15 protein-coding genes are annotated in these 19,323 nt (G+C 34.5%); 6 read left to right on the top strand and 9 right to left on the bottom strand.

Annotation, left to right across the window (positions count from 1 at the left end; genetic code table 11):
* Position 1: 1 nt before the first annotated feature.
* Genes ACYQ3X_RS09575 through pheA form a run of 9 tightly spaced genes read right to left on the bottom strand, consistent with a single transcriptional unit; the run spans position 2 to position 12,592 of the window.
* Positions 2 to 133, bottom strand: a complete 132-nt coding sequence (locus ACYQ3X_RS09575; RefSeq protein WP_460181711.1) for a hypothetical protein — start codon at positions 131 to 133, stop codon at positions 2 to 4.
* Positions 130 to 4,539, bottom strand: coding sequence for an Eco57I restriction-modification methylase domain-containing protein (locus tag ACYQ3X_RS09580; RefSeq protein ID WP_460181584.1), 4,410 nt, complete (start codon positions 4,537 to 4,539; stop codon positions 130 to 132). The genes ACYQ3X_RS09575 and ACYQ3X_RS09580 overlap by 4 nt, the downstream gene beginning before the upstream one ends.
* Before the next feature lie 6 nt (positions 4,540 to 4,545).
* Positions 4,546 to 4,878 carry a HepT-like ribonuclease domain-containing protein gene (locus ACYQ3X_RS09585; protein ID WP_460181585.1) on the bottom strand — a complete coding sequence of 111 codons (333 nt, stop codon included), beginning with the start codon at positions 4,876 to 4,878 and terminating at the stop codon, positions 4,546 to 4,548.
* Complete coding sequence (locus tag ACYQ3X_RS09590; protein WP_460181586.1) at positions 4,875 to 5,168, bottom strand: nucleotidyltransferase family protein; 294 nt, start codon at positions 5,166 to 5,168, stop codon at positions 4,875 to 4,877. The genes ACYQ3X_RS09585 and ACYQ3X_RS09590 overlap by 4 nt, the downstream gene beginning before the upstream one ends.
* 5 nt (positions 5,169 to 5,173) lie before the next feature.
* Positions 5,174 to 8,515 carry a helicase-related protein gene (locus ACYQ3X_RS09595; RefSeq protein WP_460181587.1) on the bottom strand — a complete coding sequence of 1,114 codons (3,342 nt, stop codon included), beginning with the start codon at positions 8,513 to 8,515 and terminating at the stop codon, positions 5,174 to 5,176.
* Between the two features lie 2 nt (positions 8,516 to 8,517).
* Positions 8,518 to 9,369 carry a prephenate dehydrogenase gene (locus ACYQ3X_RS09600; RefSeq protein WP_460181588.1) on the bottom strand — a complete coding sequence of 284 codons (852 nt, stop codon included), beginning with the start codon at positions 9,367 to 9,369 and terminating at the stop codon, positions 8,518 to 8,520.
* Positions 9,369 to 10,394, bottom strand: coding sequence for a 3-deoxy-7-phosphoheptulonate synthase (gene aroF / locus ACYQ3X_RS09605; protein WP_460181589.1), 1,026 nt, complete (start codon positions 10,392 to 10,394; stop codon positions 9,369 to 9,371). The genes ACYQ3X_RS09600 and aroF overlap by 1 nt, the downstream gene beginning before the upstream one ends.
* Positions 10,395 to 10,397: 3 nt before the next feature.
* Positions 10,398 to 11,507: a histidinol-phosphate transaminase gene (gene hisC, locus ACYQ3X_RS09610; RefSeq protein WP_460181590.1), complete on the bottom strand. Its 1,110-nt coding sequence runs from the start codon at positions 11,505 to 11,507 to the stop codon at positions 10,398 to 10,400.
* Between the two features lie 11 nt (positions 11,508 to 11,518).
* Positions 11,519 to 12,592, bottom strand: a complete 1,074-nt coding sequence (pheA, locus tag ACYQ3X_RS09615; RefSeq protein ID WP_460181591.1) for a prephenate dehydratase — start codon at positions 12,590 to 12,592, stop codon at positions 11,519 to 11,521.
* A 39-nt stretch (positions 12,593 to 12,631) separates the two neighbouring features.
* On the opposite strand from pheA, the gene ACYQ3X_RS09620 reads away from it, so the two are divergent.
* The 6 genes from ACYQ3X_RS09620 to dnaJ all read left to right on the top strand — a co-directional run bounded on the left by ACYQ3X_RS09620 (position 12,632) and on the right by dnaJ (position 19,320).
* The gene (locus ACYQ3X_RS09620) at positions 12,632 to 13,744 is read left to right on the top strand and encodes a type III PLP-dependent enzyme (protein WP_460181592.1); all 1,113 of its coding nucleotides are present in this window, start codon (positions 12,632 to 12,634) and stop codon (positions 13,742 to 13,744) included.
* Positions 13,745 to 13,753: 9 nt separating this feature from the next.
* Positions 13,754 to 14,590, top strand: a complete 837-nt coding sequence (gene speE / locus ACYQ3X_RS09625) for a polyamine aminopropyltransferase (protein ID WP_460181593.1) — start codon at positions 13,754 to 13,756, stop codon at positions 14,588 to 14,590.
* 69 nt (positions 14,591 to 14,659) lie between these two features.
* On the top strand, positions 14,660 to 15,706 hold the full coding sequence (gene hrcA, locus ACYQ3X_RS09630; RefSeq protein ID WP_460181594.1) for a heat-inducible transcriptional repressor HrcA: 1,047 nt from the start codon (positions 14,660 to 14,662) through the stop codon (positions 15,704 to 15,706).
* 9 nt (positions 15,707 to 15,715) lie between these two features.
* Positions 15,716 to 16,327: a nucleotide exchange factor GrpE gene (grpE, locus tag ACYQ3X_RS09635; protein WP_460181595.1), complete on the top strand. Its 612-nt coding sequence runs from the start codon at positions 15,716 to 15,718 to the stop codon at positions 16,325 to 16,327.
* A gap of 3 nt (positions 16,328 to 16,330) precedes the next feature.
* Positions 16,331 to 18,226 carry a molecular chaperone DnaK gene (dnaK, locus tag ACYQ3X_RS09640; protein WP_460181596.1) on the top strand — a complete coding sequence of 632 codons (1,896 nt, stop codon included), beginning with the start codon at positions 16,331 to 16,333 and terminating at the stop codon, positions 18,224 to 18,226.
* Positions 18,223 to 19,320 (top strand): molecular chaperone DnaJ, encoded by a 1,098-nt coding sequence (dnaJ, locus tag ACYQ3X_RS09645; protein WP_460181597.1) that lies wholly within the window; start codon positions 18,223 to 18,225, stop codon positions 19,318 to 19,320. The genes dnaK and dnaJ overlap by 4 nt, the downstream gene beginning before the upstream one ends.
* The last annotated feature ends 3 nt before the right edge of the window (positions 19,321 to 19,323 follow it).

A 19,323-nucleotide genomic window follows, 5' to 3' on the forward strand; every position in this document is an offset into this window, starting at 1 on the left:
CTTAAATTATTTTAATCTCCTCCTCTGTTAAATTATAAAGCTTATACACAAGGTGGTCTATTTGTTTTTCAAGGTCTTTAACTTTGGCTTGTTTTTGTGGGTCTGTGATGTTCAACAATTTATTTCTACTCATACTTTAATCCCATATAATTCTAATACCAACTCATCTAATTCTTTTTGTATCTCTTCTAATTTTTCTTCTGCTTCGCTTTCTGTTAGTTCACCTGCAAATTTTCTCTTTTGAATTGACATAGCACGGTCGCATATATCTTCAAAAGTTTTTAACTGGTCAGGAGTGGGGATTATAATTGGTAATTGGCGGGCATCATTGATTTGAAAATGAACCGTTGTATTTACAAAAGCATTTAAATATATAGACATAAAACGAGAATTTAACAAAACTACAATATATTTAGAATTTACTAAAGTTATATTAGGAAATAACGACATACTAAGCACATCATGTATGCTTTTTTCCTTTATTCTGCAACGAATATCATAACTAACATCTGTCCAACAAAAACCTTCTCTGAAGTAGAATTGAGGATTACGAACAACTGGCATACCTTCCCCCTTTTTCCCAGAATTTTCTTTTAAAAATTTCACGTTCTCTCTACTCCAATCAATGTAGTAAGGTGTTGGAGCATACCAACGATTGCCTTCTTTATCTCCTTTATCGTAAGGAACAAAGGTTCTGGTGCCTTTTATACCATTTAGTTTTTCATCTTCTGTTAAAGAATTCACATCCGCTATCTCTTCCTTGCTTACAATCCTATAAAGCCAGCCTTGACCAAATATATCTCTACCATATTTTTCTTTCAAATCATCAAAAAGTTTACGAATTTCCTTTTCATCAAATTTGTTTAAAAATGCCTCTGCATCTTTTTTGTTTTTTATACCATTTTTTCTACAAAACTCTTCCGCTTTTAATAGTTTTTCTGGACGCTCTTTGTAAACCTTTTCAGCCCATTTTGTGCCTTCTAATACACCTATATATTTCCCATTGTTTCCTGTTTGAATACCTACTCCACCTTCTGCAATAAGCCCAAGTAATGTAATATCACCTGATTTTAAAGAATTACGGTATTCTTCAAGTATTTTTTCGTATTTTTTAATATTTTTACTGGTATTGATAAAATTCCACCATTGGTTTAGTAGTTCATTAACCTTTTTACCAAATTTTTGATAAATTTCTTTATTAAAATCTGTTGGTATAAATATAACTTTGTTCGGAGCATTTTTATAGTCTTCTTGATGTATGGTATATCTTTTTGGTTGTTGAATACTCTCTTTACCATCTAAAAATATTATCTGATGAGATGGGCTTGGTGGTAATTTTTTTACGATGATTACACTTGTATCTACCATAGCATTTTCAAAAGGATTAGCTGTATCAAAAATTGTAAGTATAGTATTGTTTAGTAGTAAATCACGAAGATTTTTCTTGGTTTGGATTGTCCAGTAAGTTTTTGAACTAATATAAGCAAGTATTCCTTTATCTTTTAATATTTCTAATCCTTTAAAAAAGAAATGATTATAGGAATCATCGGCAAATCCATAATATTTTTCTAATATAGGTTTAAGTTTTTCATCAACTCCTTTTGTAGAGATATACGGTGGATTTGCAATCACTATATCAAAGCCACCTTTTTGATGAAATACCTCTGAGAAATAAACCTCAAAATCAAATTCTTTATGACCGTTGGTTATTTCGTAAATCAGTTTATCAATTTCATTTTTAAGTTCCTGTTTTTTAGTTGGATTTGTTTCATTAAAGTATAGATTTTTTAATCCTTCAAGCTTTTTAAATGCCTCTTGATTAAACAAATCTTTTTCAACTCCTAAAAGTGAATCTCCACGGACAACCTTATAATCAAGGTTAGGAAGGGGTTTTAAGTTGTAAAAATCTTCTTCATCCACAATCATTGAAAGCCAGAATCTTAACTTACAAATCTCAACTGCTCCTGGGTCAATATCTACTCCGTAAAGAGAATTTTCTATACAATGGCGCTTTAAGTCATAAGGTAGCACAGACATTCTTGTCTGTGTTTTCACAGGCAGGAATGCCTGTGCTACTTTCACAGGCAGGAATGCCTGTGTTACCTCCACAGGCAGGAATGCCTGTGTTACCTCCACAGACAGGAATGCCTGTGTTACCTCCACAGACAGGAGTGTCTGTGCTACATAAAGATAATATTTATCTTCAGGCAAATTGACTTTAGTTGGATTTTCTTTAATATATTGGATAAAATGAAAATATTCTTTTTCACTTCTAACAATATGATCATATGATTCTTCCATCCAAACTTTTTTCCCACTGGTATTTAGAAGTTTGTTAATATAGTATGCACTCGCTCCTTTTATACCTTTTAAAATTTCAGATAAAGAATATCCTGAAGCTGGTTCTATTAATAAATGAACATGATTTGGCATTATGACTACTGCATGCACTAAATATCTCTGTTTGTCAAATTTGAAAAGACACTCTATCAGTTTTTCGCGCACATCTGGCCTGGCTAAAATGCAAGAACCATACCCACTATCCAACCATTCCTCAAATCGTTTGCCAAATTTTTCATTATACTCCTTCCATTGTTTTTCATTCCATGGTTTAGGATTATGTTTTAACCATATTTGATATTCCTCGTTCCATTGATTAATTTTCTCTTGCGGTATGGAATCTGCAAGACGAAAGGTAACCCAGTAAATAGAATCTGATTTGGTCCAATGGGGAAGATTACGACGAGTAATTTTGAAATCACTGGCAAGAGTGTCTGTGTTACTTTCACAGATAGGAGTGTCTGTGCTACTTATATAAACAGCAAGTAGTTGTCTTAATTTTACTATCTCATGCATCATTCCAATAGGAAAAGCACCAGAACCAACAGCTGGGTCGCAAATTTTAATATCAGCAAGAAGTTTATCAATAAGTTGTGCATTTTTAATTATACTTTCTGGCATTTTATGCTTATATGTCTTTGTTTCTTTTCTTTTATTTATAACTGTTCTTTCATTCTCTAAAATTAAATCAGCATATCTTACAAATATTTCTATATCTTCTCTTTTCCAACCAGGCGTGTTACTTTCACAGGTAGGAATGTCTGTGTTACTTCCACAGACAGGAGTGTCTGTGCTACTTCCACAGACAGGAGTGTCTGTGCTACTTCCACAGACAAGAATGTCTGTGTTACAAAGATATTCAATCAAACTTTCCTGGCACATATAATGGACAATTTCTCTTGGCGTGTAATAAACTCCATATTCTTTATTAAACTTTGTTTCTTCACCTTTTTTACCAGATTTTAGAACTCTTACATATTCATCAAAGTTATCCGGTCTTATGGCATTTAGTTTTTCATAAATTTTTCCAAGAAGCTCAGGATCAAGGGCAACCTCTTTTTCAAGTGGTTCTTCTTCATTCACTGTGAAATTATATCTATCAAAGACATCAAGAATACCATCTCCAATATCATCTTCTTTTGTTCTATTTTTATTTGAGAAAAGCTCATTAGGTAAAAGAATATCAACATTTACCCAGTCAAAATCATTAATAGGGTCAAAAAGTCCACCATTTAAGAAAGGAATTTTGCAATTAAATCTACTGTAATAATGGTCATCCACGCTTCTATCTGTTCTTAATGCTTCATAAAAAAGTGGTTCAAGTATATCGTTGTAAAAGTTTTCATAATCTCCAAATTCTTTGTTAAACAATCTCCTTATAAAGTCTTTTGGACCTGTTCCCCAGGGTTTTCCTTTTTCAACACCGAACCAACCCTTCTTTTGAAGGAAATAGAGAAATACAATTTGACCAAGGAGTTTTTTGGCAAAATCAACGGTATTTATATTTTTATTTTCAAATTCTTTACTTACTTTTTCATCTTTTTTAACAATTTTATCAAGTTCAAGTTTTGTTCTTATGAAGAGGTCTCTATATTTTTCAAAGAATTCTTTTGTTACAACTTCTACATCAAAGGCTTTTTCCAAATCTTCAAGGGTTGGCTTAAAGTCGTCATTTTCAAGTATTGGTATAACTCTTGATTGGGCAGTGTGGCTTTTCTCATTTTTGCCAACTAAGAATGACCATCTTTTAGCGGGCGTAAATTCTTCTTTGGCTTTAATTCCTTCAAAGCGATAATCTAATTTAACAAGGGAAAATCGCCAGTCTTCTAAATCTGGTGATATAAAAGCTACAAGGGCTGCATCTTTCTTTGTAGTAGTTCCAAGGGTTCCTTTTAAATATTCAGCAACGAAATTTCTCTGAGCAGTTCGGGCACGATATAAAGAAGTTTCCTTTCTTAGCTTCACTACTAAAATATCTATCTTTTTACCATCTTTATCTACATATCTACCAATTCTTTCCCAGGATGCAATAAAATCAAGATATCTTTCAGTTATCCCTTGAATTCCGCTTCTTGGTTCAAGAGCTTTATTTCTATCATAAGTTTTTAGTAAATTAGTGATAAATTTAATAAATTTATCTTTATCAAAAGAATTTTCAAATGTTTCAATTATCAAGTTTTTTGCTTGTTCCCTATTCATTTTTGTTTACCTCTTCAAGCATATTTTTATCACTTCATACAACTCTGGTATTTTTTCTTTAATGACTTTCCACAAAACCATGTAATCAACTCCAAAATATTCATGAATCAAAATGTTTCTCATTCCTATAACACTTTTCCATCTGATTTGAGAGTATTTTCTTCTTAACTCTTTTGGAATGTGCTTACTGGCTTCTCCAATGATTTCGAGGCTTCTTACAAATGCTCTTTTCAGTTCCTCATTTACGATAAAACTTTCATAGTCTAAATTTTTACTTTTGCTCATTAAATATTCACATTCAGTTTTTATGTCTATCAGATAATCTCTTATTTCTCTCATATATAAATTACCTCTTGTAAGATAATTTTTCCTATATATGGCTTAAGGGCGGATTTCATAACAAGGTCAACTTTAACTTTTAATTCTTTTGATAGAAAATCTTGAAGTTCAATGAATGACCACAGGTCAGGCACTTCATAAAAATCAACAAGGATATCAAGGTCGCTTTTCTTTTTCTGCTCTCCTCTCACATAAGAGCCAAAGATGCCTATCTCTCTAACTTTATATTTTTCATGAAGCACAGGTTTTAGTTCTCTTATTTTTTCTTTAATCTCTTCAATTTTTGTCATATTTATCACCTTGCTAAATAAAGTGATAGTATAACTTCCCTTTTCCCTTCTGTTATTGCTGAGGTTTCTGCATAATGGCTTTTAAGAAAAGCAGGAGATATTTCTCTCTGAAGAATTCCAATAACCTTTAAGGGATTTTGAATCTCTGTTTCTAATTTATTTAGTTCACTGAGTATCCTCTTAACTGTCTGTTTAGGTAAGGAACCTTCTTCTAAACGGGCTATTACTTTTTTAAGATATTCTTCTTGTTCTTCTGTCAGTTGCTTACTATTCTTTTGTGTTGCTTTTAAATTTTTTAGAAGTTTAACAGAACTACTTCCACCACCTCGTCTACCAGTCGTCTCAATCATTTCCTCTTCCATAGTTGCATTAAAGAAAGCATTTTTATTCTTATCAAGCAATTCATAATAACTTTCAAGGGGTAGCTTTACTCTTTTTTCATCCTGTGTGCTTTCAAGAATTTTTGCCGAAGTGAGAAAATCAAGTTCAACAGTTTTTTCTTCATCTGACAAAAAGAATTTCATAAGCTTTCCTTTTCTGAAAAATGTAAGTAAGGCATCAGTAGTAGCACAGACACTCTTGTCTGTGTTACTTTCACACACAGGAGTGTGTTTTACTTCCACAGGCAGGAATGCCTGTGTTACTTTCACACATGAACATGTGTTACTTTCACAGGCAAGAGTGCCTGTGTTACATCCTGCCTTTGCAGAGCGAGCTTTCTTCGGGAGCCGTTTTATTTTTTCAAAAAGTTCTGGATTTTTATCACGAATATCTTCAATAATTCTTAAGTATTTCAGCTCACTTTCTTCCTCTTCATCTTCCTCAGTGATGATTTTCTTTGAAAGAAGCTTATCAAAGAGTTCATGAGAAGAGACTGGTTCTCCTTCTGTTAAAATGGCTGAATCACCACCAAGCAATGTCAAAAATGCCTCTATTTTTGAGCGAGCAATATTTGTAAGTTCAATTTCAGAATCCGCTTGCCTTGTAGGGAAAAAGTTAAAAATGTAAATTCTATCATGCGGCGTGTCTATCCTGTTAATTCTTCCAACTCTCTGCATCAGCCTTGTAGGATTCCAGGGTATATCATAATTTATTACAATGTTTGACTGATGAAGATTAACTCCCTCTGAGAGAACCTCAGTTGTAACAAGAATTCTATAATCACTCCTCTTATTTCTTGCCCTTGCATCAAAATTTTCTATAACTTTATCTCGGATACTTTCAGAAGAGCTACCATGAAAGAGCAAAGCTATTTCTCCAATTTCGCTGTTTATATGCTTAGTTAAATACTCTGCCGTTTCTTTAGATTCAGTAAAAAGAATTATTTTTTTGTTTTTAAAAATAGGATTATTTTTTAGCTCATAGATTAACCTTTGAATTTTTGGATCTCTTTTTATATTCTCCCACATTGATTTTATTTTTAATAAAATTTCAAGATCATGCATTAAATCGTTTTTAAAATCAGGACTGAAATCTTCACTATTATATCTTTCTGCCTTTCCCTCATCTATTAATCTTTGAATTGCTTCATCATCTCCTTGTTCTAAAAGCTCAAAAATTTTGTTTATGTATCCTTTGCTTATATATACATTCCCATTTTCATATTCTTTGATAAACATCTCGTATGAATGCATAAATCTATCAATGCTTTTTCTAAATGCATAAAAACTACTCTCCAAACGTTTTACAAGAAGCACTTTCATGAAGCCACCCATATTTCTTTGAGACTGCGCTTCAAGTGGAGAAATTGATTTCTTTAAATAAAGTAATGGTTTATAACGAGCATAGTTGAAATCTTGTGTTATGAGTTTAACAGTTTCCATGAAAATTCTATCTTCATCATCATTTAACTGATAATAAAAGGGCTTTGGGTCTTCTACCTCTGGGAATTTAACATTGTTCCTCTTTAAATCCTCTGCAAAATATTTTTCAATTTCACTTCTTGTTCTTCTAACCATTAAATATTTCAAAACTTTATCACGTATTTCTTTTGCATTAATTTTTGTTATCTCAAGAAATTTGTTATAATCTTTCTGCCTGTCAACTTTCTTTAATCTTGCCTCAAGTTTACTAAAGAAATCTTCAAGGTTCGGGACACCAGGGATAGTGCTTTTTCTCGGATTCTGAAAGAGCTTGATCTGGGCAAGAATGTCCGTTGGTGAGTTATTATAAGGGGTTGCTGAAACCAATATAACTCTTTTTCCACGACAAATTTCAGCAATATCTTCATAACTAATTGTTGTTTCATTTCTAAAACGATGTGATTCATCTATAATTATGTTTTTTACAGGATGATCTGTATTTTCATATCTTTCTATAAATGCTTTTGCTTCATCAAGTTTGCCTATTGAACAACATTTAGCAGGTATATGAAAGTCACGAATAATATTTATCCAAGCCCCTGGATTATTTTCATTGAGAAGCGCTGGTGGTGCTATAACAAGTGTTCTTCCATCAAGTTGTCCTGCAAGCATAGTTGCAACATAGGTTTTCCCAAGCCCCACTACATCGGAAATAAAAACCCCTCCATATTCTTCCAGTATCTTTTTAGCATTTAAAATTGCTTGCTCTTGATATTCAAATCTTTTAAAATTTTCTGGCAAATATTTTGTAAAAACCTCATCAACCCTTGATAATTCATCTTTGAAATACTCATAAAGAAATTTAAGATAAAGCTCATAAGGGGTAATAGTTTGATTAAGCCATGTTTTTTCATTTATTGTTTGAATAAATTTTTCATTTACATCAACTGAATCTCTCCATAATTCTTCAAATTTAGTTTTTGCAAATTCATAATCAGCACGGTTCTTTAACTCAACATTAAATTCAAGGTTGTCAACGAGTCCAGATTGAGTAAAATTACTTGAACCTGTAATTACCCTTCCTACATCTCGGTCCCCTTCTCTAAAAGTCATTATGTATAGTTTTGCATGAAGATTTTGAAAAGGATAAGCCCTTATTTGTAATTTCTCTGACTTTATCCATTCAATAAAATTTTTAACTCCCTCTTCAACATTTAGACTATCTTCTGATTCAGCCATCTCATCTTCTATTGCCTTTTCAATGATTCCTTTTGTTTCTGAATGAGAGAGTTGACATAAATTTTGAGGTCTATCTTTTGCGCTTTTAACTAACTCATAGGCTTCTTTATTTATCCCAAGCCCAATAAGAATTCTTATTCTCTCAGTTTTTTCAAGTGCTTTGGATATGGCGTGAAACCCGCTTATATAAAAATAAGCAACCAAACAATCAAAAAATTTGCAGTCTTTTACGATTTGTTCAAATCGGTCTTTGAGGGTCTTACCATCTTCATTTACTATGAATGTAAGGTCAAGACTCCTTTCCATTATTAATCAATCTCTTCTCTTAAATCTTTTGCTTTTTTTATGAATTTTTTGACTCCTTCAATCTCTTTTTTAGAAAGCATCTGCTTAATCTCATCAAGCTTTTTTACGAAAATTTCAAGGCAGTGTAAGATGTTTTTATCATTCATTGTAAAAATATCAGCCCAAAGTTCTGGAGAGCTTTTGGCAATTCTTGTTGTATCTTTAAATCCAGAACCAGCGTATTTTATAAACTCTTTATTTATATCTCCTACGGTATTTACAAGGCAGAATGAGACTAAATGGGGAAGATGACTTATAATGGCATAAATTCTGTCATGCTCATGAGGAGTCATGAATGTAACATGGGCTCCTGTTTTAGTCCATAGTTTCGCAACTTTCTCTACTACAGATTTTTCAGTGTTTTCTGTAAGAGTAATGATGACCTTTGATCCCTCAAAAAGCTTAGCTCTTGCATGCTCAAATCCTGTTCTGTCTGAACCAGCAATAGGATGTGTCCCAACAAAGTAAACTCCTTGTGGCATCAATCTTTCAAGCTTATTAACCACTGCCTCTTTAACACTTCCTACATCAGTAACCACTGTGCCTTTTTTAAGATAAGGAGCCATTTCAGAGGTAATTCTCTCAAATACTCCTATGGGAGTTGCAAGAACAATGAGCTCTGCCTCGCAGACTTCTTTAAGAGAGTCAGTATAGCTATCTATTATGCCAAGCTTAATAGCTTTCTTGAGCCTTTCCTCATTTTTTCCATAACCAATAATTTTGTCTGCTAAGTTTTTTTCTTTTAATGCTAAGGCTAATGAACCTCCAATTAATCCAACTCCAATAATTGAAACAGTTTTAAATCCATCCTCCATTACACTTCCCTGCCAATAGCCTCTGCCACAGCTTTAACTTTTTTCATCATTTCTTTAAACTGCTCTGGAGTCAAGGATTGCTCACCATCAGAGAGAGCTTCCTCTGGATTTGTATGGACTTCAATTAAGAGCATATCAGCACCTGCTGCAACTGCACTAACTGCCATTGGAGCAACAAGCTCACGCTTTCCAACTCCATGACTGGGATCTACTGCCACAGGAAGATGGCTCAAAGACTTCAACAGCGGAACTGCGCTCAAATCAAGAGTATTTCTTGTAGCAGTCTCAAATGTTCTTATACCTCTTTCACAAAGTATGACCTTTTCATTACCTCTTGAAAGAATATACTCTGCTGCCATAAGAAGCTCTTTTATTGTGGCAGACATTCCTCTTTTAAGCAAAACAGGCTTGTCAACTGAACCAACTTCCATAAGAAGCTTAAAATTCTGCATGTTTCTTGTGCCAATTTGAAGAATATCTACATAATCAAGCATAACATCAATATCTCTTGGATCCATTATTTCGCTTATCACAGGAAGACCTGTTCTTTCCTTTGCTTCTTTTAGATATTTAAGCCCTTCAATACCAAGTCCCTGGAAAGAATAAGGAGATGTGCGGGGCTTAAAGGCACCTCCTCTTAAGAAGGTTGCTCCTGAAGCCTTGACTTTTTCAGCAATATCAAGAAGAGTAACTCTGTTTTCAACAGCACATGGACCTGCTGCAACATGAACTCTCTTGCCTCCAATCTTTAGCTCATCAACCTGAATTACTGTGTCAGTCTTTTTGAAGTCCCTGCTTGCCAGTTTGTAGGGTTTAAGAATTCTTACAACATCCTCAACTCCCGGGATAGCTCTTATAGCATTTTCTTCATCTTCTGTTACCTTTGATGTGTCTCCAATTACTCCGATAATTGTTCTTTCTGTTCCCCTTGAGACATGGGGTTTAAGTCCTTTTGCTTCAAGTTTTTTTAAGATTTTTTCAATCTGCTCATCAGTTACATCAGGTCTTAATACAATAATATCCATGCTTTAACCTCCAAAAAATTTTTTAAAATTATCAATAAAAGCCTTATTTTCTTCAGCTAAGCCAATTGTGACTCTTATCTGCCTGGGGCCTACAGCTCTTACAATAACTCCCTGTTTGAGAAGATAGTCAAAAACTTCCTTAGATGAGATAGTCTCTGGCAGTATTATATAAATGAAGTTTGTTTGAGTGGGAAGATATTGAATTTGTTTGATTTTATCAAGCTCAGAATAAAGATATTGTTTACCCTTTTCGTTAATTTCAAGCACTTTTTTTAGATGCTCCTCATCTTTTAATGCAGCTTCAGCAGCAATCTGAGCAATTGTGTTTGTATTAAAAGGTTCTCTTATTCTGTTCATCTCTGTGATGATCTCTTTTTTTGCAATTCCATAACCAATTCTTAAGCTTGCCAATCCATAGGCTTTTGAAAAGGTTCTTAAAATCAATATATCTTTGCCATCTTTAAAATATTTTAAAGTATCAGGATAGTCTGGCTCTGTAACATATTCATAATAGGCTTCATCTACAACAACGAGTATATTTTCTGGAAGAAGTTTCATGAAGCTGTCAAATTCTTCCCTGTAGTTTATTGTGCCTGTTGGATTATTTGGATTGGCTATGAATACAATTTTTGTTCTATCTGTTATTTCATTAAGCATTCCTTCAAGGTGATGCTTCCAATCTTTAAGTGGCACTTCCTTCGCAATTCCACCATGGGCTATTACACTCATTGCATAGACAATAAAAGAAGGAGTAGCCAACACTGCCTCATCACCAGGACCAATATATGTTTTTACAGCAATATCAATAAGTTCATTTGAGCCATTGCCAAGAATGATTTCATCATGTGTAAGATTGATTCCTCTTTTTGAAAATAGTTCACATAAAGCGTTTTTAAGATAATATCCGCTTCCTTCAGGATATCTTGCAAGCTCTGCTGGATTTGATAAAAATTCCATGATGCTTTCTACCACCTTTGGTGAAGGACCAAGAGGATTTTCATTAGAGGCGAGTTTAATACATTGTTTTATGCCGAGCTCTCTTTCAACCTCTTTAATTGGTTTCCCTGGAATATAGGGCTGAATCTTTTGTACATATGGCAATGGTTTAATCATAAAGCCTCCCTTTATTCAAAAATTGGATATGAACCAAGATGCACAAGCTCTATGCAGTAATCCTTTACTTTTTCAAGAGTTTTTTTCACTTCTTCATCTTCTATATGTCCTATGAAGTCAACAAAAAATATGTATTCCCACTTGCGCATTTTTGCTGGTCTGGATTCTATTTTGGTAAGATTTATGCTGGCATCCTTAAAAGGCTTTAAAGCATTATAAAGAGCTCCTGGCTTGTCTTGAAGGGAAAACATTATAGAAGTTTTATCATAACCTGTTTTACCCGGAAAGCTTCTCCCGATTATAAAGAATCTTGTATAGTTATTTTTATAATCTTCAATATGTTTTGCAACAAATTTGAGTCCATAAATCTGTGCTGCAAATTCACTCGCAATAGCTGCAATCTCCTCATTAACATAGGCTTGCCTTGCTGCCTCAGCTGTTGATGCAACATCATACACAGCAATATTGGGCATATTTTTGCTAAGCCATTCTCTGCATTGAGCTCTTGCATGGGGATGGGAGTAAATTTTCTTTATTTTTTCTTTTTGCCCTGTAAGGGAAAGAAGATGAAGTGCTATGGGAATTATTATTTCACCAGAGATTTTTACTGAATACTGCATGAACATATCAAGAGTATAGGTTACAGTTCCTTCATTTGAGTTTTCTATTGGAACAACACCAAATCTGGACAATCCTTTTTCAACGGACTCAAAAATAGATTTAATGCTATCCTGAGGTTCAAACTGAGCAAAGCTACCAAAATACTTTATTGCAGCAAGATGAGTGAATGTTCCCTCTGGACCAAGATAAGCTACTTTCTGTGATTCCTGAAGTGCCAGTGTGGCTGAAACAATTTCCCTGAAAAGAGTTTTTATAACATCATTAGAAAAAGGTCCTTCATTTATTTTTACAACTTTATCAATTATATTTTTTTCTCTTACAGGATCATAAAAGGAAAGTCCCTTAGCTCTTTTTATTTCTGCTATTTCTATAGCAATTTTCGCTCTTTCATTCAAAAGTTTAAGAATTTCTCTGTCAATTCTGTCAATTGCATCCCTGAGATTTTTTAGTCTTTCATTTTCCATTTCTTATTCTATCATAGAATATGATAAAATTTTAAAATTATGAGAAAACAAAATCTTATGGACAGAGTTTTAAACTGGATAGCTTCTCATGATGATGAACCTCCTTATCTTCTTATTGATAGAGAAACTCTGAAAGAAAAAATTTCCCTCATCGGAAAAAGAATAAAAAATTCAAAAGTTTTCTATGCGGTCAAAGCCAATCCAGATGTGGAAGTTCTCAGATATTTAAATAATTTTAATGTGGGCTTTGAAATAGCATCAGAGGGAGAACTGGCAATCCTTAAACAGCTTAATGTAGAGCCTGAGCGAATAATAACAAGCAATCCAGTAAAAACCTTTAAATTTCTTAAAGAGGCAGTGGAATATGGAATTAATTACTATGCTTTTGACTGTCAAGCAGAAGTTGAAAAAATGGCAAAATATGCACCAGGGAAAAAAGTTTATGTAAGATTGTCTGTTCCAAATGAAGGAAGTGAATGGCCACTGAGTAAAAAATTCGGTGTGGAGATGGAAGAAGCTTTGCAGTTACTTATTTATGCAAAACAGAAAGGACTTAATCCTGTAGGCATTACCTTTCATGTGGGTTCCCAATGTAGCAATATATATAACTGGCACACTGCCATAGATAAAGCAAGACAGGTAAAGGAGCTTGCCAAAAAGGCTGGAATTGAAATAAAAATGCTTAATATTGGAGGTGGATATCCTATTGAATACACTAAAAGAGTACCTCCAATAGAAACAATAGAGGCAAAAATCAGCTCACTTCTTGAAGAATATTTTCCTGATACTGAGATTTTTATAGAGCCTGGCAGAGCAGTTGTGGGAGATGCAGGAGTTTTTGTTTCAAGAATTATTGGCAAAGCTCAAAGAGGAGAGGAAAACTGGCTTTACATAGATGTAGGCGTTTTCAATGGATTGATGGAAAGTATAGGAGGCATTAAATATCAGTATGTTGTTGGAAGCAGAGGAGAGCAAAAACATTGGACAATTGCAGGACCAAGCTGTGATAGCTTTGATGTCATAGACAGGGAAGTCTTGCTTCCTGAACCAGATGTGGGAAGTCTTATACTTATTCTTTCTGCTGGAGCATATACCATATCCTATGCTTCAGAATTCAATGGATTTTCCATACCGAAAACATTTTTAATTTAGGAGGATGCTATGATTAAATTTTTTGAGAAGGACCCATATGCACCAATACAGTATGTATATGATGTAGAAAAGGTTCTTTATAAGGCGAAAACTAAGTTTCAGGAAATAATGGTTTTTGAAAATCCTTATTTTGGAAGAATTCTTGTTCTTGATGGTGTTGTTCAGCTTACTGAAAGAGATGAATTTATATATCATGAAATGTTAACACATGTTCTTATGCACTCTCATCCAGAACCAAAAACAGTGGCTGTTATAGGAGGTGGAGACGGTGGCGCAGTAAGAGAAGTTCTCAAGCATGACAGTGTGAAAAAGCTATATTTTATAGAAATTGATGAAGAAGTGATTAATGTTTCAAAGAAATTTTTTCCCACTGTATCCTGCTCCATAGATGATCCAAGAGTAGAAGTAAGATGTATGGACGGAGCAGAGTTTATAAAAGAGATGAATAATGCTCTTGATATTATAATTGTTGACTCTACTGATATAATCGGTTTTGCTAAAAGCCTTTTCACAGTTGAGTTTTTTAAATCAGTAAGAGATGCCCTTACTCAGCATGGAATGTTTGTAACCCTCTCAGAGTCCCTTATCTTTCATAAAGAGCTTGTTTATGAAGTTCAAAACTCAATGAAGCTTATTTTCCCCATTGTTGACCTTTACACAGCTTCTATTGCAACTTATGCTGGAAACTGGTGGAGCTTTTCTGTTGGCTCAAAATCTTTGGATCCAAGGGAGATAAGAAAGCCTGTAAAGGTGCCAACAAAACTTTATACAGAAGATTTACACAGAGCGTGTTTTCTTCCTCGTGATATTTATGCAAAACTTCTTAATAAAGAACTTAACTGGTAAGATATTTGACTTTTTTAAAGTTTTCATGATAATTTTAAATGTTAGCACTTAAAGATGGAGAGTGCTAAAATGAAAGATACAATGCTTGATGAAAGAACTAAAAGAATACTCTGTGCAGTTGTAGAGAGTTACATTGAGAAACCAGAACCTGTTGGTTCCCGTTATATTATGAAAAAATACGGATTTGATGTTTGCTCTGCAACCATAAGAAATATAATGTCCGATTTAGAAGATGCTGGTTTTCTTTTCCAGCCCCATACTTCAGCAGGAAGAGTACCAACAGACAGAGCATATAGATTTTATGTTGACTACATATTTCAGGAAACCATGGTTACCCATTCAGCTGAGATTAAAAAATTCATAGAAGATTTAACGAAAAGATTGAGAAAACTGAAACACAATATGAATTCACTCTTTCTTGAAGCAACTCAGAGTTTATCTCAGGCTACCCACTATTTAGGGCTGGCTGTTTTACCTGCTACTGAAAAAACTGCACTTCACCGGGTGGATTTTATAAAATTTAAAGATGATCTTGTAATTGCCGTTGTTGTAAATGACAAAGGTATTGTTAAAAATAAAATTATAAAAGCTTATCCTGAAATAACTCAGAATGAACTTAACAGTCTTGCTGATTTTGTCAATAGAAACTATCATGGAAAAACTATTGATGAGATAAGAGAAGACCTTCTTACAAGAATAAAAAAAGAAAAAATTTTCTGGGATAAACTGATTGCAAAGATTTTAAAGATGTGTCAGGAAGCATTGTATTTTTCAATAGAAGATGTCTATGTATCAGGATTGTATTACATAATGCATTTACCTGATTTTTCCGATATAGAAAAGCTTAAAGAGGTTGCAAAAACAATTCAGAACAAACATCTTTTGCTCAAGCTCTTTGAAAATATCTCTGAAGATGATGATGTAAAGGTTATAATAGGAGAGGAAAATCCTGTGGAAGAATTCAGAAGCTTCAGTATAATTGCTTCACCATATAAAGAAAAAGATAAGTCACTTGGTGTTATTGCTCTTGTTGGTCCAAAGCGAATGAACTATCAAAGAGCAATCATGTTAGTGAATGCCTTTGCAAGGGTGTTGACAAGAACACTTTCAGATTAGGAGGAGAAAATGGAGGAGATAAGAAAGGAAGAGATGCCTGAAAATAAAGAAACTGAAGAAATTTCTTGTGAAAGCTCAGCCATTGAAGACAAACCAAGGGATATTATTGAAAATCTTCAAAATGAGTTAAATCAGCAAAAAGAAAAGTATTTAAGACTGTATGCTGAGTTTGAGAATTATAAAAAGATGGTTCAAAAAGAAAGAGAGGAAGTGATAAATTATGCCAATGAAAAACTGATTAAGGATCTGCTTCCAGTTATAGATAATTTTGAACTGGCTATTAAACATGCTGGGAGTGAATTGAATTCCCAGTGGCTTGAAAGTATGAAACAGGGTGTTGAAAATGCTTTGAAAGAGTTTTTACGCATATTAGAAAAGTATGGAGTAAAGCAGATGGAAACAGTGGGACAGGCTTTTAATCCTGAACTGCATCATGCAGTCTCTACAGTTGAGACAGTAAACATGGATGATAACATTATTGTAGAAGAATTGCGAAAAGGATATATGTATAAAAATAAACTTTTGAGAGAACCTCTTGTGGCTGTTTCTCGCAAATCTAAGCCCTCAGAAGAGGGTATGCACCCATCGGGTGCTCAAGACACAACAAAAAAGGAGGATTAAACAATGGGAAAAGCAATAGGAATAGACCTTGGCACAACAAACTCTGTTGTTGCAGTAGTTATTGGTGGTGAGCCAGTTGTAATACCAAATCAGGAAGGGCAGAGAACAACACCTTCTGTGGTTGCTTTTACTGATAAAGGTGAAAGATTAGTGGGACAGGTGGCAAAAAGGCAGGCTATAACAAATCCTGAAAATACAATATTTTCCATAAAAAGATTGATGGGAAGAAAATATAACTCTCCAGAAGTTCAGGAGGCAAAAAAAAGACTTCCTTATAAAATTGTTGAAGCTCCAAATGGAGATGCTCATGTGGAAATCATGGGCAAAAGATACTCTCCGCCTGAAATCTCTGCTATGATTCTTCAGAAACTTAAACAGGCTGCTGAGGACTATCTTGGAGAACCTGTTACAGAAGCAGTAATTACAGTGCCTGCCTATTTTGATGATAGCCAGCGTCAGGCAACAAAAGATGCAGGCCGTATTGCAGGATTAAATGTTTTGAGAATTATCAATGAACCAACAGCCGCAGCACTTGCATACGGACTTGACAAGAAAAAAGAAGAAAAAATCGCTGTTTATGACCTTGGCGGTGGAACTTTTGACATCTCCATACTTGAGATAGGAGAAGGTGTAATTGAAGTAAAAGCTACCAATGGAGATACCTATCTTGGTGGTGATGACTTTGATATAAGAATTATGGACTGGCTTATAGAAGAATTTAAAAAACAGGAAGGTATTGATTTAAGAAAAGACAGAATGGCTCTTCAAAGACTTAAAGAAGCTGCTGAAAGAGCAAAAATAGAGCTAAGCTCAGCAATGGAAACAGAGATAAATCTTCCATTTATAACAGCTGATGCATCAGGACCAAAACACCTTCTTATGAAGTTAACCAGAGCCAAACTTGAACAGCTTGTTGATGATTTGATACAGAAAAGCCTTGAACCATGTAAAAAAGCTCTTTCTGATGCTGGACTTTCTCAGCGTCAGATAGATGAAGTAATACTTGTTGGTGGGCAGACAAGAACTCCCAAGGTTCAGAAAGTTGTTCAGGATTTCTTCGGAAAAGAGCCTCACAAAGGTGTAAATCCTGATGAAGTTGTTGCCATAGGAGCTGCAATTCAGGCAGCAATTCTTAAGGGAGAAGTAAAAGAAGTTCTGCTTCTTGATGTTACACCTCTTTCCCTTGGCATTGAAACCCTTGGCGGTGTGTTTACAAAGATTATTGAGCGTAATACAACAATACCAACCAGAAAGTCTCAGATATTTACAACAGCAGCTGATAACCAGACAGCTGTGACAATCAAGGTATATCAGGGCGAAAGAGAAATGGCAGCTGATAACAAGCTTCTTGGAGTATTTGAACTGGTTGGCATTCCTCCTGCACCAAGAGGAGTTCCTCAGATAGAGGTTACCTTTGATATAGATGCAAATGGAATTCTTCATGTTTCTGCAAAAGACCTTGCCACAGGCAAGGAACAGTCAATCAGAATTACTGCTTCAAGCGGTCTTACAGAGGAAGAGATTAAGAGAATGATCAGAGAAGCTGAAGCTCATGCAGAAGAAGACAGACGTAAAAAACAGCTTGCTGAGGCAAGAAATGATGCTGACAACATGATATACACTGTGGAAAAAACATTAAGAGACATGGGGGATAGGGTTTCAGAGGATGAAAAGAAAAGAATACAGGAAGCAATTGAAAAATGCCGTAGAATTAAAGACACAAGCAATGACATAAATGAGATAAAGGCTGCTACAGAAGAGCTTGCCAGAGCTTCACACAGAATAGCAGAAGAGCTTTACAAGCGGGCAGGTACATCACAGGCAGGTAGCCATGCTTCTTCAGGCAGTAAAGAGGAAGATGTAATAGAAGCTGAAGTAGAGGATAAAGATAATAAATGAAGGACTATTACAGTATTCTCGGAGTAAGCCGGGACGCCTCTCAGGAGGAGATAAAAAAGGCGTTCCGGCGTCTTGCAAGACAGTATCATCCTGATTTAAATCCTGGGAATAAAGAGGCTGAGGAAAAGTTTAAAGAGATAAATGAAGCTTATGCATGCCTTAGTGATCCAGTAAAAAGAGCGAACTATGACAGATATGGAACAGCAGAAGGAGTTTCTACAGGATTTGGATACGAGACTTATACAAACTTTACAGACATATTTGAAGATATATTTGAAGGATTTTTCGGTAGCTTTGGATTCAGGAAAAACAGACCTAAAAAAGGTGCTGATTTAAGATATGATATTACAATTACCCTTGAAGAAGCTGCTAAAGGTGTTGAAAAAGAAATTAAATTCTTTCGCTGGGAAATATGTGAAACCTGTAATGGCTCTGGAATAAAGCCAGGCAGTGAGCCAATTATATGCTCATCCTGTGGTGGAACTGGATATATCAGATACAATCAGGGATTTTTCTCAGTATCAAAGACATGTTCAAAGTGTGGGGGAACTGGAAGAATTATTAAAGAGCCATGTCTTGATTGCTCTGGAAATGGTAAAGTAAGGATAGAAAGAGAGTTAAAAATTAAAATTCCTCCTGGTGTTGATACAGGTACTAAATTAAAGGTTACGGAAGAGGGAGAAATTGGAGAATTTGGTGGTCCCCGTGGTGATCTCTATATCTATGTGAATGTTAAAGAGCATGAGTTTTTCAAAAGAGAAGGAATAAATCTTTACTGTTCCATTCCTATTTCATTTGTCAGGGCAGTCTTTGGTGGAGAAGTAGAAGTTCCAACAATTGATGGTAAAGCAAAGATAGAAATACCTCCAGGAACACCTTCTGGGAGAGTTTTTAAACTCAGGGGTAAAGGGCTTCCAAGAGTAGGAGGTACTCATAAAGGAGATCAGATTGTAACAGTTTACATTGATGTTCCAAAGAAACTTAATGAAAGGCAGAGAGAACTTCTTGAAGAGTTTGCAAGAGTCTCAGGAGAAGAAATCAGGAAAACTTCAAAGGGATTAAAAGATAAAATAAAAGACATTTTTTCAATGTAGGAT

The organism is Thermodesulfovibrio sp. TK110 (genome assembly GCF_054658355.1).